14 protein-coding genes and 3 tRNA genes are annotated in these 13,190 nt (G+C 61.5%); 1 reads left to right on the top strand and 16 read right to left on the bottom strand.

Features of this window, described 5'->3' with window-relative positions; all coding sequences use genetic code 11:
* From nuoK to ACTIFE_RS08320, 16 genes are all read right to left on the bottom strand, one after another.
* Entirely contained in the window at positions 1 to 309 is a 309-nt protein-coding gene (gene nuoK / locus ACTIFE_RS08245; protein ID WP_439528684.1) for an NADH-quinone oxidoreductase subunit NuoK, read from the bottom strand.
* Between the two features lie 90 nt (positions 310 to 399).
* On the bottom strand, positions 400 to 1,014 hold the full coding sequence (locus ACTIFE_RS08250; protein ID WP_106753281.1) for an NADH-quinone oxidoreductase subunit J: 615 nt from the start codon (positions 1,012 to 1,014) through the stop codon (positions 400 to 402).
* A 132-nt stretch (positions 1,015 to 1,146) separates the two neighbouring features.
* Positions 1,147 to 1,635, bottom strand: a complete 489-nt coding sequence (gene nuoI, locus ACTIFE_RS08255) for an NADH-quinone oxidoreductase subunit NuoI (RefSeq protein WP_106753282.1) — start codon at positions 1,633 to 1,635, stop codon at positions 1,147 to 1,149.
* 22 nt (positions 1,636 to 1,657) lie between these two features.
* Positions 1,658 to 1,888 (bottom strand): hypothetical protein, encoded by a 231-nt coding sequence (locus ACTIFE_RS08260; RefSeq protein ID WP_439528685.1) that lies wholly within the window; start codon positions 1,886 to 1,888, stop codon positions 1,658 to 1,660.
* A 4-nt stretch (positions 1,889 to 1,892) separates the two neighbouring features.
* Entirely contained in the window at positions 1,893 to 2,942 is a 1,050-nt protein-coding gene (nuoH, locus tag ACTIFE_RS08265; protein WP_439528686.1) for an NADH-quinone oxidoreductase subunit NuoH, read from the bottom strand.
* A gap of 16 nt (positions 2,943 to 2,958) precedes the next feature.
* Positions 2,959 to 5,028, bottom strand: a complete 2,070-nt coding sequence (gene nuoG / locus ACTIFE_RS08270; RefSeq protein WP_439528687.1) for an NADH-quinone oxidoreductase subunit NuoG — start codon at positions 5,026 to 5,028, stop codon at positions 2,959 to 2,961.
* 28 nt (positions 5,029 to 5,056) lie between these two features.
* Positions 5,057 to 6,358, bottom strand: coding sequence for an NADH-quinone oxidoreductase subunit NuoF (nuoF, locus tag ACTIFE_RS08275; protein WP_439528688.1), 1,302 nt, complete (start codon positions 6,356 to 6,358; stop codon positions 5,057 to 5,059).
* A gap of 9 nt (positions 6,359 to 6,367) precedes the next feature.
* On the bottom strand, positions 6,368 to 7,552 hold the full coding sequence (locus ACTIFE_RS08280) for an NADH-quinone oxidoreductase subunit E (RefSeq protein ID WP_439528689.1): 1,185 nt from the start codon (positions 7,550 to 7,552) through the stop codon (positions 6,368 to 6,370).
* Positions 7,553 to 7,769: 217 nt separating this feature from the next.
* Positions 7,770 to 8,954 carry an NADH-quinone oxidoreductase subunit D gene (locus ACTIFE_RS08285; RefSeq protein WP_439528690.1) on the bottom strand — a complete coding sequence of 395 codons (1,185 nt, stop codon included), beginning with the start codon at positions 8,952 to 8,954 and terminating at the stop codon, positions 7,770 to 7,772.
* Positions 8,955 to 8,964: 10 nt separating this feature from the next.
* Complete coding sequence (locus tag ACTIFE_RS08290; RefSeq protein WP_439528691.1) at positions 8,965 to 9,570, bottom strand: NADH-quinone oxidoreductase subunit C; 606 nt, start codon at positions 9,568 to 9,570, stop codon at positions 8,965 to 8,967.
* Positions 9,571 to 9,696: 126 nt separating this feature from the next.
* Entirely contained in the window at positions 9,697 to 10,278 is a 582-nt protein-coding gene (locus ACTIFE_RS08295; RefSeq protein ID WP_198647003.1) for a NuoB/complex I 20 kDa subunit family protein, read from the bottom strand.
* Positions 10,269 to 10,634 (bottom strand): NADH-quinone oxidoreductase subunit A, encoded by a 366-nt coding sequence (locus ACTIFE_RS08300; protein WP_106753291.1) that lies wholly within the window; start codon positions 10,632 to 10,634, stop codon positions 10,269 to 10,271. Before ACTIFE_RS08300 ends, ACTIFE_RS08295 begins: the two co-directional genes overlap by 10 nt.
* Before the next feature lie 432 nt (positions 10,635 to 11,066).
* Positions 11,067 to 11,143, bottom strand: a tRNA-Asp gene (locus ACTIFE_RS08305).
* Positions 11,144 to 11,185: 42 nt separating this feature from the next.
* Positions 11,186 to 11,262: transfer RNA gene (locus ACTIFE_RS08310), tRNA-Asp, on the bottom strand.
* Positions 11,263 to 11,698: 436 nt separating this feature from the next.
* Positions 11,699 to 11,774: transfer RNA gene (locus ACTIFE_RS08315), tRNA-Val, on the bottom strand.
* A gap of 277 nt (positions 11,775 to 12,051) precedes the next feature.
* Positions 12,052 to 12,591 carry a winged helix-turn-helix transcriptional regulator gene (locus tag ACTIFE_RS08320; RefSeq protein WP_439528692.1) on the bottom strand — a complete coding sequence of 180 codons (540 nt, stop codon included), beginning with the start codon at positions 12,589 to 12,591 and terminating at the stop codon, positions 12,052 to 12,054.
* A 39-nt stretch (positions 12,592 to 12,630) separates the two neighbouring features.
* Between ACTIFE_RS08320 and ACTIFE_RS08325 the strand changes: the two genes are divergently transcribed.
* The gene (locus ACTIFE_RS08325) at positions 12,631 to 13,011 is read left to right on the top strand and encodes a VOC family protein (protein ID WP_439528693.1); all 381 of its coding nucleotides are present in this window, start codon (positions 12,631 to 12,633) and stop codon (positions 13,009 to 13,011) included.
* The last annotated feature ends 179 nt before the right edge of the window (positions 13,012 to 13,190 follow it).

Consider the following 13,190-nt stretch of genomic DNA (forward strand, 5'->3'; position numbering starts at 1 on the left):
TCACCCCTTCATCATGTTGACGTCTTCCACGGCAATCGAGCCGCGGTTACGATGGAACACGACCAGGATGGCCAGACCGATGGCAGCTTCCGCAGCCGCGACGGTCAGGACGAGCATCGTGAAGATCTGGCCCATCAGGTCGCCGAGGTACGACGAGAAGGCGACGAAGTTGATGTTGACCGCGAGCAGGATCAGCTCGATCGACATCAGGATGACAATGACGTTCTTCCTGTTCAGAAAGATCCCGAAGATCCCGATCGTAAACAGGATGGCCGCGACCGACAGGTAGTGCGACAGACCGATTTCCATGGGCGCCGCTCCGTGCTCCCTCGTTTATCCAGATCCGGCCGAACGCGGTTTCAAGGACCGCCAGGCCGGGTTTCATGCGCGTTGCAGCGCTCAGATGCCTTTGCCCGGCTCCACTTTGCGGATCTCGATCGCGCTCGCCTTGTTGCGGGCGACCTGAGTTGCAATGTCCTGACGCTTGACGCCTTCCTTGTGGCGCAGGGTCAAGACGATGGCTCCGATCATGGCCACCAGCAGCACGAGGCCGGCAGCCTGGAAGAAGAAGATGTACTTGGTGTAGAGCACCTGGCCGATGGCCTCGATGTTGCTCACCTGATCGATCGGCGGCGTCGGCTCAGACCCGTGTCCCAGCATCTCGGGTGCAATCACCCAGGCGCCGATGCCCATCAGCAGCTCGACAAGCATGATCAGCCCGACGAGGCCGCCAATCGGCATGTACTGCAGGAAGCCCTGGCGCAACTCGACGAAGTCCACGTCGAGCATCATGACAACGAACAGGAACAGCACCGCCACCGCGCCGACATAGACCACGATCAGCAGCATCGCCAGATATTCGGCACCGAGCAGGATGAACAGGCCGGACGCATTGACGAAGGCGAGGATGAGAAACAGCACCGAGTGAACCGGGTTGCGCGAGGCAATGACCATCAAGGCCGATGCCACCGTCACACCGGCGAACAGATAGAAGAAAAGGGCTTTCAGGATCATGTCAGGACCTGCCTGTCTCGGTCTCTTGCCTAAACACTCACCGGCCAGTGCAGCCAGTGAGCCTTCGTCAGCGTCTGGTCCCCTGCCCGGCTCGCGTCTGCCTGGCCGGGGAACCCGGAACTGGACGCTCCCTCAGCGGTAGGGCGCGTCCATTGCGATGTTGCGTGCGATCTCGCGTTCCCAGCGATCGCCGTTCGCGAGAAGCTTTTCCTTGGAATAGTAAAGCTCTTCGCGCGTCTCGGTGGCGAATTCGAAGTTCGGTCCCTCGACAATGGCATCCACCGGGCACGCTTCCTGGCAGAAGCCGCAATAGATGCACTTGACCATGTCAATGTCATAACGGGTCGTGCGGCGGGTGCCATCGTTACGGCGTGGGCCGGCCTCGATGGTGATCGCCTGCGCCGGGCAGATCGCCTCGCACAGCTTGCAGGCGATGCAGCGCTCTTCCCCGTTGGGGTAGCGCCGCAGCGCATGTTCGCCGCGGAAGCGCGGGCTCACCGGTCCCTTTTCGAAGGGATAGTTCACCGTCGGTTTCGGCTTGAAGAAATAGCGCATGGCGAGAAAGAACGCCGACACGAATTCCTTCAAGAAGAGCGATTTAGCGGCCTGATCAAGTCCCATCGCCGTTGCCTTCCTCTCGCGTTCAGCCAACCAGCTGCCACGCGGCCAGATACCCGATCACCGGAAAACCGAAGACCGGGAGAATGAACACCAGTTTGCGCAGGACGGGTTCAAACCGAACGGCGAAGCCGCCGCCCTTGCGCTTTTGCTTTTCCACCATCGCCGCCAGCAGCCCGTTGAGGATGCCGTAGTCGATCCAGCCGATGTAGAGGCCGATGGCGCCTCCGATCAGCCCGGCGATGGACACCTCCATCGCCTTACGGTGCCCAGCCCATCAACTGCAGCATGCCGGCCACGAGGACCACCATGAACAGCGACAGCGGCAGGAACACCTTCCAGCCAAGGCGCATCAGCTGGTCGTAGCGATAGCGCGGGACCATTGCCTTCACCATGGCGAACATGAAGAAGACCAGCAGCGCCTTGAGCGAGAACCAGACAATCCCCGGCACCCAGGTGAAAGGCGCGATGTCGAACGGCGGCAGCCAGCCCCCCATGAACAGGATCGTCATCATCGCGCACATCAGAGCGATGGCAACATACTCACCCAGCATGAACATCATGTACGGGGTCGAGCCATATTCCACCATGAAGCCGGCAACCAGCTCGGATTCTGCTTCGGCAAGATCGAACGGCGGGCGGTTCGTCTCGGCGAGGGCCGAGATGAAGAACACGACGAACATCGGGAACAGCGGCAGCCAGTACCAGTTCAGGATCGACAGCCACGGCAGACCGACATAGCTCGCCAGACCCGTCTTCTGGGCATGGACGATCTCGGTCAGGTTCAGCGAACCGGCGCAGAGCAGGACGGTGACGATCACGAAGCCGATGGAGACTTCATAGGACACCATCTGCGCAGCCGAGCGCAGGGCCGACAGGAACGGGTACTTCGAGTTCGACGCCCAGCCCCCCATGATGATGCCATAGACGCCGAGCGACGAGATCGCGAAGATATAGAGAATGCCAACGTTGATGTCGGCAATCACCCAGCCTTCTGCCACCGGCATGACGGCCCAGGCGCTCAGGGCGAGGAGCACGCTAAGCAGGGGAGCCAGAAGGAACAGGCCCTTGTTCGAGCCTGCCGGGATCACCGGCTCCTTCAGCACGAACTTCAGAAGATCGGCGAAGGACTGGAAAAGCCCCCAGGGGCCAACCACGTTCGGGCCACGGCGGATCTGGACGGCGGCCCAGATCTTGCGGTCGGCGTAGAGGATGTAGGCGATGACCACCAGGAGCACCACGAGCATCACCACGCTCTGAAGCGCCATCCAGAGGAAAGGCCAGCCGTAGGTCGTCATAAACTCCGACATGTCTGTCCCCTGCCCCTTATTCCGCAGCCGCTGCCATGCGTGCCTTGGCCAGGGCGGAACATTCCGCCATGACCTTCGACGCACGGGCAATCGGGTTGGTCAGATAGAAATCGCTGATGACGTTGTGGAACGCCGCCGAGTTGGCCTTGCCGCCGGCTGCTGCCAGCTTCGCCACATCCGCCGGGTCACCGGCGGCAATGCTGTCGATCCCGGCCATGTGCGGATGCGCCTCGAACAGCTTGGCGCGCAGCTGCGCCAGCGTATCGAACGGCAGCGCCTTGCCCAGCACCGCCGAGAGCGCGCGCAGGATGGCCCAGTCTTCGCGGGCCTCGCCAAGCGGGAAGCCGGCGCGCTCGCCGAGCTGAACGCAGCCTTCGGTGTTGACGTAGATCGCCGACTTTTCCGTGTAGGCAGCACCCGGCAGGATGACGTCGGCGCGATGTGCGCCCTTGTCGCCGTGGGTGCCCTGGTAGATGACAAAGGCACCTGCCGGAACCGAAATCTCGTCGACACCGAGGAGGAACAGCACATCGAGGTTGTTCTCGGCCAGGATCTGGCCGGTGGTCAGGCCGCCCTCGCCCGGCACGAAGCCGATGTCCAGCGCGCCAACCTGGGCTGCTTCCGTGTGCAGGATGCTGAAACCGTTCCAGTCGGCACGGACTGCATCGCGGCTTTCGGCAAGCTTTGCAGCCAGCGCCAGAACGGCAGCCCCGTCCGGACGGTTGATAGCGCCCTGGCCAACGGTGATCAGAGGCTTCTTGGCGCCTGCGAGGAACGACGCATCGTCGATAAGCGCAGCGAGCGTATCCGGGCCAGCGCCGCGATAGGTCGCCGGGTAGGTCAGATCCGCGTTCTGGCCGATGATGTTGACCTCGACCGGACCCTTGACCCAGCGCTTGCGCAGACGGGCGTTCAGGACCGGAGCCTCGAGGCGCGGGTTGGTGCCGATCAGGACAATGGCGTCGGCCTCGTCGATGCCGGCGACCGTTGCATTGAACAAGTAGCTGGCGCGGCCGTTCTTCGGATGCAGCGGCGATCCGGGATAGCGGCTGTCGAGGTTCTTCACGCCCAGGCTCTCCATGAGCAGTTTCAGCGCAAACATTTCCTCAACGCCAGAGAGCTGGCCAGCAAGCGCGCCAATCTTGTCGGCGCCCGTCGCCTTCACCCTGTCAGCGATAATCTGGAACGCCTCGGCCCAGGACACGGGCACGAGCTTGCCGTCCTTGCGGGCATAGGGGCGATCGATGCGCTGTGTCTTGAGGCCATCCCAGATGTAGCGGGACTTGTCCGAAATCCACTCCTCGTTGACCTCTTCGTTGAGGCGCGGCATGACGCGCATCACTTCGCGGCCACGGGTGTCGACACGAATAGCCGAGCCGAGGGCGTCCATGACGTCGATGCTTTCCGTCTTCACCAGTTCCCAGGGACGGGCCTTGAACTCGTAGGGCTTGTGCGTCAGCGCGCCCACCGGGCACAGATCCGCAACATTGCCCTGCATTTCGGACGACAGCGCAGCTTCCAGATAGGTCGTGATCTCGGCATCCTCGCCGCGACCGATCAGCCCCATGTCGGCGACGCCGCAGACTTCGGTGGTGAACCGGACGCAGCGCGTGCAGTGGATGCAGCGGGTCATGATCGTCTTGATCAGCGGACCGATCTGCTTGTTTTCGACCGCGCGCTTGTTCTCGTGGAACCGCGACCCGTCGACACCATAGGCCATCGCCTGGTCCTGCAGGTCACACTCGCCGCCCTGATCGCAAATCGGGCAATCCAGCGGGTGGTTGATGAGCAGGAACTCCATCACGCCTTCGCGCGCCTTCTTGACCATCGGGCTCTTGGTCAGGACGACGGGCGGTTCGCCATTCGGTCCGGGACGCAGGTCCTTGACGCCCATGGCGCAGGACGCGGTCGGCTTCGGAGGACCGCCCTTCACTTCGACAAGGCACATGCGGCAGTTGCCGGCAATGGACAGACGGTCATGATAGCAGAAGCGCGGCACTTCCGCGCCGGCCTCTTCGCAAGCCTGCAGCAGGGTGTAGTCCGCCGGAACGTCTACTTCATTGCCGTCGATGATCAGTTTTGTCATCGCGTGTCTCCGAATCCTCGTTCCCGGTTCACTCGGCCGCAACCAGCGTCTTGGGCGCACGGGTCTTGGCGACATAGTCGTCAATCCGCGCCTCAATCACCGGACGGAAGTTCTTGATCAGGCCCTGGATCGGCCAGGCAGCCGCATCCCCAAGGGCGCAGATCGTGTGGCCTTCGACCTGCTTGGTCACGTTGAACAGCATGTCGATCTCCTCGCGCGAGGACTGACCCTTGACCATGCGTTCCATGACGCGCCACATCCAGCCGGTGCCTTCACGGCACGGCGTGCACTGGCCGCAGCTCTCATGCTTGTAGAAGTAGCTGAGACGGGCAATCGCCTTGATGATGTCGGTCGACTTGTCCATGACGATCACCGCCGCCGTGCCAAGGCCGGAGCCCAGGCCGCGCAGGGTATCGAAGTCCATGGCGACGTCCTTCATCTGCTCGCCAGTAATGCAGGGCACGGACGAACCGCCCGGGATCACCGCCAGCAGATTGTCCCAGCCGCCACGAATGCCACCGCAGTGACGTTCAATCAGCTCGCGGAACGGAATGCCCAGCTCTTCTTCAACCGTGCAGGGCCGGTTCACATGGCCCGAGATGCAGAACAGCTTGGTTCCAGTGTTGTTCGGCTTGCCGAGACCGGCGAACCAGGCACCGCCACGACGCAGGATCGTCGGAGCGACGGCGATAGACTCGACGTTGTTCACGGTCGTCGGGCAGCCATAGAGGCCAACGTTGGCGGGGAATGGCGGCTTCAGGCGCGGCTGGCCCTTCTTGCCTTCCAGGCTTTCGAGCAGCGCGGTCTCCTCGCCGCAGATGTAAGCCCCTGCGCCGTGATGGACGTAGATGTCGAAATCGTAGCCGTTCTTGTTGTTCTTGCCGATCAGGCCAGCCTCATAGGCCTGGTCGATGGCACCCTGAAGGCGCTCACGCTCGCGAATGAACTCGCCGCGCACATAGATATAGGCCGCAATGGCGCCCATGGCGTAGCCGGCGAGCAAGCAGCCTTCGACCAGCGTATGCGGATCGTGGCGCAGGATCTCGCGGTCCTTGCAGGTGCCCGGCTCGGACTCGTCGGCGTTGACGACGAGGTAGGACGGACGGCCATCGCTGGCCTTCGGCATGAAGGACCACTTGAGACCGGTCGGGAAGCCTGCGCCGCCACGACCGCGCAGGCCCGACCCCTTCATCTCGTCGATGATCCAGTCACGGCCCTTTTCGATCAACGCCTTGGTGTTGTCCCAATGGCCACGCTTGCGCGCGCCCTCAAGACCCCAGTCGTGCAGGCCGTAAATATTGGTGAAGATCCGATCCTGATCCTTCAGCATCTCGCCAACTCACCCCTCACTCTTGCTGGACGGCACATCGCCACTGTCCACGCGCTTGGAGAATTCCGTTTCGCCGCCAGTCGCCAGGGTCTTCGCCTGAGCAATCCAGTCTTCTCGATCGACACGGCCTTTGAAGCTCAGGCGGCTTTCCACCCAGGCCTTATTCGCATCGGTCCAACCGGCGATCTGGTCGAAATGATGCACCCCAATTTCATGCAGGGTCGCCTCGATCTTCGGGCCAATCCCCTTGATCCGCTTCAGATCGTCACTCGATCCGCCACGCGGCGCTGACAGAAGCTCAGGCTTTTCGCCTTCTTCGATCGGCGCGTCCGGCTTGGCAGGTGCGGCCGCTGCAGGAACTGCGGCGGCGGGTGCCGGTGCCGGCGCAGCAGACGGTGCGGGCGCGGCGGCAGCAGCCGCCTTGCGGGCCGCAACTTCGGCCTTGACGCGGGCGACCGCATCTTCGGCTGGCGTCGGTACGCCATTGTAATCATGACCGCCGCCGTTGATCGACGCGCCGGCGAAGGCATGCGATGCCTTGGCGTTGCCGTCGACGACATGGGCGAAGGGCAGCGCGCCGACCGTGTCGTCGCTGAGGGTCGTCAGCGTCGTCGCTCCACCTTCCGGGGCGCCAAAGCGGCGGTCGATCTGCGGACCGGGGGTGACTTCACGGCCAGCAGCGATATCTTCGATCAGCTTATCGAGGCTCTCCGGTGTCAGGTCCTCGTAGGTGTCCTTGAAAATCTGGACCATCGGCGCGTTGACGCAGGCGCCAAGGCACTCGACCTCTTCCCACGAGAAATTGCCGTCAGCCGAGAGTTCGTGCGAATGCGCCGCGATCTTCGACTTGCAGACACGGATCAGGTCTTCCGCTCCGCGCAGCTGGCACGGCGTGGTACCGCAGACCTGGATATGCGCCTTCTTGCCCACCGGCTGAAGCTGGAACATCGTGTAGAACGTGGCGACTTCCAGCACACGGATATGCGGCATGGCCAGCATGTCCGCCACATAGCGGATCGCCGGCTCGCTCACCCAACCCTCGTTCTGCTCCTGTGCACGCCACAACAACGGGATCACTGCCGAGGCCTGACGACCTGCCGGATAGCGGTCAATCACTTTCTGAGCCCAGGCAAGGTTCTCCGCTGTGAAGGCGAAGCTGTCCGGTTGTTCCGCGGCAAGTCTGCGAACCGCCATGGTCTGATCCCCGTTCCGTATGTCTCAGGCCGCTTGGCCCTGTCCTGAAGCAGCCCGATCCGGACGACTTCACGATAAGGCCCGCGGCGACTGCGGGTTGCGCCAGGGCAAGGCCCCGGTGCTGATTGAACTGTTGCCGGACAAGGGCAATCCCCTGCCCGGCTTCGAAATCTTGCTCCGGCAACCGGTCACGCCGGAGCCGAAAAAACTGGCCGCACTAGCGGTCAACCTCACCGAACACGATGTCGAGCGAACCAAGGATCGCCGACACGTCCGCCAACTGGTGGCCACGGCACAGGTAGTCCATCGCCTGCAGATGGGCATAGCCGGGAGCCTTGATCTTGCAGCGATACGGCTTGTTGGTGCCGTCGGCTACGAGATAGACGCCGAATTCGCCCTTGGGCGCCTCGACAGCGGCATACACTTCGCCGGCCGGGACGTGGTAGCCCTCGGTGTAGAGCTTGAAGTGATGGATCAAGGCTTCCATCGACCGCTTCATCTCGCCGCGCTTCGGCGGAACGATCTTGCCGTCGGTGGACGAGATCGGACCCGTCTCCTTGGTCAGGCGCTCAAGGCACTGCTTCATGATGCGGATCGACTGGCGCATCTCTTCCATGCGGATGAGATAACGGTCGTAGCAGTCGCCGTTCTTGCCGATCGGAATGTCGAAATCGAGATCGCCATAGACCTCGTAGGGCTGCGACTTGCGCAGGTCCCAGGCCGCCCCAGAACCGCGCACCATGACGCCGGAGAAGCCCCAGGCCCAAGCCTCCTCAAGTGTCACGACGCCGATGTCGACGTTGCGCTGCTTGAAGATGCGGTTGTCGGTCAGCAGGCCTTCGATGTCGTCCAGCGTCTGCAGGAAAGGGTCGCAGAAGTCCCAGATGTCGTCCAGCAGCGCACGCGGCAGATCCTGGTGCACACCACCCGGACGGACATAGGCTGCATGCATGCGGGCGCCGCAGGCGCGCTCATAGAACACCATCAGCTCTTCGCGCGGCTCGAAACCCCACAGCGGCGGGGTCAGCGCGCCGACGTCCATGGCCTGCGTGGTCACATTGAGGAGATGCGACAGGATGCGGCCGATCTCCGAGAACAGGACGCGGATCAGCTGGCTACGCATCGGCACGGTGATGCCGAGCATCTTTTCCACGGCCAGTGCGAAGGCATGTTCCTGGTTCATCGGCGCCACGTAGTCGAGGCGGTCGAAATAGGGAACGGCCTGCAGATAGGTCTTCTGCTCGATCAGCTTTTCGGTGCCGCGATGCAGCAGGCCGATATGCGGATCCACGCGCGTGACCACTTCGCCATCCAGTTCCAGCACGAGGCGCAACACACCGTGCGCCGCAGGATGCTGCGGACCGAAGTTGATGTTGAAATTGCGAACCTGAGCCTCAGCCATCTCGCCCGCCTTAATTCGTCGTGGCCTTCTCGTCGCCGGGCAGCACGTAGTCGGTGCCTTCCCAGGGCGAGAGAAAGTCAAAGTTACGGAATTCCTGGTTCAGACGCACGGGTTCATAAACCACGCGCTTCTTCTCGTCGTCGTAACGCACTTCGACGTATCCAGTGACGGGAAAGTCCTTGCGCAGCGGATGGCCGTCAAAACCATAGTCGGTCAGGATGCGGCGCAGATCCGGGTGGCCGGAGAACAGGATGCCATACATGTCGTAGGCTTCACGCTCGAACCACTCGGCGGCAGGAAACACCGGAATAAGCGAGGGAACCGGCGTGTCTTCGTCGGTAGCGACCTTGACGCGGATGCGCTGGTTCTGGACCGGGGACAGGAGATGATAGACCACGTCGAACCGCTTTTCGCGGGCCGGGTAGTCGACACCGCAGATGTCCGTCAGATTGAGGAACTTGCAGCTTGCATCGTCCCGCAGATAGCGGATTGCATCCACGATTGCCGGCGCCGCGACCACAACGGTCAGTTCGCCATAGGCAACGGTCCAGGACAGGAGCTTGCCCTGCAGCCCTTGCTGGATGTGCTCGCCGAGTTCCTTGAGCGTCTCGTCCATCGTATCGACCTCGACAATGGCCCCGTGCGCGTCACGCGGGGCTCTCCCTCAAGACACCGTTGCCGGTGCCGCTGGCAGGTTGTCCCCGCCCGTCCTACCCGGCCAGACTTTCGCCTGGCCCGGGCCTTAGCGTTCGATCGTGCCGGTGCGGCGGATCTTCTTCTGCAGCATCAGCACGCCATAGAGCAGCGCTTCAGCCGTCGGCGGGCAGCCCGGGACATAGATGTCAACCGGAACGATGCGGTCACAGCCGCGCACCACCGAATAGGAATAGTGGTAGTAGCCGCCACCATTGGCACAGGAGCCCATGGAGATGACATAGCGCGGCTCCGGCATCTGGTCATAGACCTTGCGCAAAGCCGGGGCCATCTTGTTGGTCAGCGTGCCGGCTACGATCATCACGTCCGACTGGCGTGGGCTGGCGCGCGGCGCGAAACCGAAGCGCTCGGCATCATAGCGCGGCATCGACATCTGCATCATCTCGACGGCGCAGCAGGCCAGACCGAAGGTCATCCACATCAGCGAGCCGGTACGGGCCCACTGGATCAGGCTGTCGGTCGAGGTGACGAGAAAGCCCTTGTCGGCCAGTTCATCGTTGACCTGCGAGAAAAAGGCATCGTTCGAGCCGATCGGCTTGCCGGTGGCCGGATCGATCAGGCCCTTTGGCTGCGGCGCGACGAGCGGGCCGGAAGACGTGGTCAGTCCCATTCCAGAGCCCCCTTCTTCCATTCGTAGATGAAGCCGATCGTCAGCACGCCCAGGAACACCATCATCGACCAGAAGCCATACCAGCCGAGATCGCCGAAGACGACGGCCCAGGGGAAGAGGAAGGCGACTTCCAGATCGAAGATGATGAAGAGGATCGAGACGAGGTAGAAGCGCACATCAAACTTCATGCGCGCATCATCAAAAGCGTTGAACCCGCACTCATAGGCGGACAGCTTTTCGGGATCCGGCTTTGAATAGGCCAGCAAAAACGGCGACACCAGCAACGCCAGGCCGATGACCAGCGAGATGCCGATGAAGACGGCAATCGGGATGTAATCCCGCAACAGATCTTCCATGTCTTTCGCGTCCTTGCATCTGGCGGGCCGGATCGGGAGGAGATCCAGTCGCAACGGACAGGCGCGATGACGCGACTCATGCCCGCAGCGGCCCCGGTTTAACCAATATGCGAGGGCACGCTTAGCCCACGTCCATGGGCAACGCAAGAGCCCAGACCGGTCAAACACAAGCACAATTCGTTCCGCCCGCTGCTTTGAGACGGCGTTTTCCGGCCCAGACGCCTTGCAAGCGGCAGAAAACCGCCCACAAGCCGCCGCAATTCATGCCCTGCCTGCATGGATGTACGGCGACACCTCGACGCAGGACGGAGTGCGGGGATGGTTATTGGCTGGCAAACGAGGGCAAGAGAGCGGAAGGAGAGGAATTGGCGCAGCGCAGGCTCGCCGGCAAAAAGAAGAAGGCCCCACAAGGGGGCCTGTTCTTTTCGTGAGTGGCGCGAGTGACGGGGCTCGAACCCGCGACCTCCGGCGTGACAGGCCGGCACTCTAACCAACTGAGCTACACCCGCACATCTCACGAAGCGGTCGCCACTTGTCCAAAACCAGGAAAGTGGCGCGAGTGACGGGGCTCGAACCCGCGACCTCCGGCGTGACAGGCCGGCACTCTAACCAACTGAGCTACACCCGCTTCGCTCCCGCAAGCCATGTGGCCCGCAAGAAGTGGGCGTGGTGTACGGCGCGGCGAGCGGGAAGTCAAGCACCTGAAACAGCGTTCGGTGAGGTTTTTCAGCGATCGCAGAAACTGCGCCAGACCCTCGCGGAAACTCTCGCTTTCACTTGCGAAAAAGCGCCCTGTCCGCAGCCAACTAAGGATCTACACAGGTAGAAATCTCTTCTGCTGCAAAAGGTTATCCACAGCCAATGCGAGAAAGCCGGTCCGAACTGCAAAAGGTCCGAAGCGCGCGAGAACAGGCAAATTTTGCGCAAGTCCCCTCGCCTGCAATCTGCCTTGCTTTTTCGCGGAAGACCGCCGGCAAAGCTTCAGGCGTCGCGAGACACAAAAAAACCCGGCGCCTTTCGTGCCAGGTTCGTCTCATCCAGTTGTCCGCGATGATCGGGCGGGATGGTGGGCGGTGAGAGACTCGAACTCCCGACATCCTCGGTGTAAACGAGGCGCTCTACCAACTGAGCTAACCGCCCGCCGATGGAAATGCCTCTTAGGGGCTTCGGTTCAGCTTGGCAAGAGGCAATCGAAGCAGCCATTTCTTTTCATTAATAACCTGTGGGCAACCTTTTGCGCCCTGCCCGCCCGGCCAGAGGTTTCCGGAGGCTTCCACGCGCTCCGAAAATGAGACGACAAGCATCAGCACACACGAATTTCAAAATGGAGCTGCAAGCTGGAAGCCGAAGCATGCCACTTTCCAACCTTTCAAATTCTATCGTGGCGAAAGTGCTTTATGCGAAGTCTTCATCAGTTTCATTTCACAAGTATTTCATTTGTCAGACTGCTGATCATAGCACCGTTGTTTATAGCAGAGTAAAATGGTCTTGGCGGTCGCGTTGCTTCGTCAACGCGCCTGAGGACCCAGGTTCTCTGCTCCATACAGCGCAACGACTGCGACAAGGCCCGATCCGTGATCGATGCCAAGCTCCGCTTTATTTCACCGAACTGATGTGCCGTCTGCAACGTTGTTAGCACCGGCAAAGTCCAGGACAGACGCAGGAGATCCTGCTCGTCCGTCTTGGCAATACTGAGAACCTCATTTGCCAGTTTGGCCGCCACCTCCCCCGCCGGCGTCAGCCGAAATTCCGGGCGCAAGGGATGCCCGTAGCCAGGATTTCGCTCCAGCAGCCCAATCATCAAGAGATGATCCAGGCTTTGCAGAAAAGCCGTCCTGCCGGCTCCGGTGGCTGCCAACAGCGCAGCCTGCCGCCCGGGAATGCCGAGATGCAGCTTGTCGAGGATGGGCAACGCCCAGGCCCTCGACGTGATCTTGACAATGAGATTTATGTCCATATTGTATAGTTACTATATTTTGGAACGAAAGGATAGCCCGTGGCACTCATCGCATTGGATCAGACAATCACCATCGCCCTATCGGTCAAGGACAGGCACAGGAGCGCAGATTGGTACCGGGAGGTGCTGGGCTTCGAGACAATCGTCCACATCGATGACGCCGGCTGGTCAGAACTCCAGACGAACACTCAGAATGTAACGCTCGGCCTTGGGGAGCATGTAGAGCCGGTGCCAGGGAACTGTGTTCCGGTCTTCGGTACTGCCGATCTCGATAATGCACGCGCCAGCATGGAGAAGATCGGCATCCGGTTTGATGGTCCGACAGTCGTCATCGAAGGCATGGTCAAGACCGCGACCTTCTATGATCCCGACGGAAATGCCCTGATGCTTGCCGAGAACCTGATGGCATCCCCATCGTGATGCACCGCTGAGGGTATAGGCGGTCGTTGATCTCTTGATCGCACCTTCCGATTGCACGGAGTGAACGCCCGACACGACCGGCCGCCCTTCGTTTCGCACAGTGCCGCGGAAGCATGCGTCACGCTTTGACCGGCGCGACGTCACCGCAAACGTCCGCAGTTAAAATCGCATCAAGGCAA

The organism is Pannonibacter sp., from assembly GCF_051860505.1.
Classification (GTDB): Bacteria; Pseudomonadota; Alphaproteobacteria; order Rhizobiales; family Stappiaceae; genus Pannonibacter.

Coding starts and splice junctions, on each gene's coding strand:
- ACTIFE_RS08290 (WP_439528691.1), bottom strand. CDS start 9,570: ATGGACGAGACGCTCAAGGAACTCGGCGAGCACATCCAGCAAGGGCTG.
- ACTIFE_RS08260 (WP_439528685.1), bottom strand. CDS start 1,888: ATGGAGGTGTCCATCGCCGGGCTGATCGGAGGCGCCATCGGCCTCTAC.
- ACTIFE_RS08295 (WP_198647003.1), bottom strand. CDS start 10,278: ATGGGACTGACCACGTCTTCCGGCCCGCTCGTCGCGCCGCAGCCAAAG.
- nuoG (WP_439528687.1), bottom strand. CDS start 5,028: ATGACAAAACTGATCATCGACGGCAATGAAGTAGACGTTCCGGCGGAC.
- nuoK (WP_439528684.1), bottom strand. CDS start 309: ATGGAAATCGGTCTGTCGCACTACCTGTCGGTCGCGGCCATCCTGTTT.
- nuoF (WP_439528688.1), bottom strand. CDS start 6,358: ATGCTGAAGGATCAGGATCGGATCTTCACCAATATTTACGGCCTGCAC.
- ACTIFE_RS08285 (WP_439528690.1), bottom strand. CDS start 8,954: ATGGCTGAGGCTCAGGTTCGCAATTTCAACATCAACTTCGGTCCGCAG.
- ACTIFE_RS08280 (WP_439528689.1), bottom strand. CDS start 7,552: ATGGCGGTTCGCAGACTTGCCGCGGAACAACCGGACAGCTTCGCCTTC.
- ACTIFE_RS08300 (WP_106753291.1), bottom strand. CDS start 10,634: ATGGAAGATCTGTTGCGGGATTACATCCCGATTGCCGTCTTCATCGGC.
- nuoI (WP_106753282.1), bottom strand. CDS start 1,635: ATGGGACTTGATCAGGCCGCTAAATCGCTCTTCTTGAAGGAATTCGTG.
- ACTIFE_RS08320 (WP_439528692.1), bottom strand. CDS start 12,591: ATGGACATAAATCTCATTGTCAAGATCACGTCGAGGGCCTGGGCGTTG.
- ACTIFE_RS08250 (WP_106753281.1), bottom strand. CDS start 1,014: ATGATCCTGAAAGCCCTTTTCTTCTATCTGTTCGCCGGTGTGACGGTG.
- nuoH (WP_439528686.1), bottom strand. CDS start 2,942: ATGTCGGAGTTTATGACGACCTACGGCTGGCCTTTCCTCTGGATGGCG.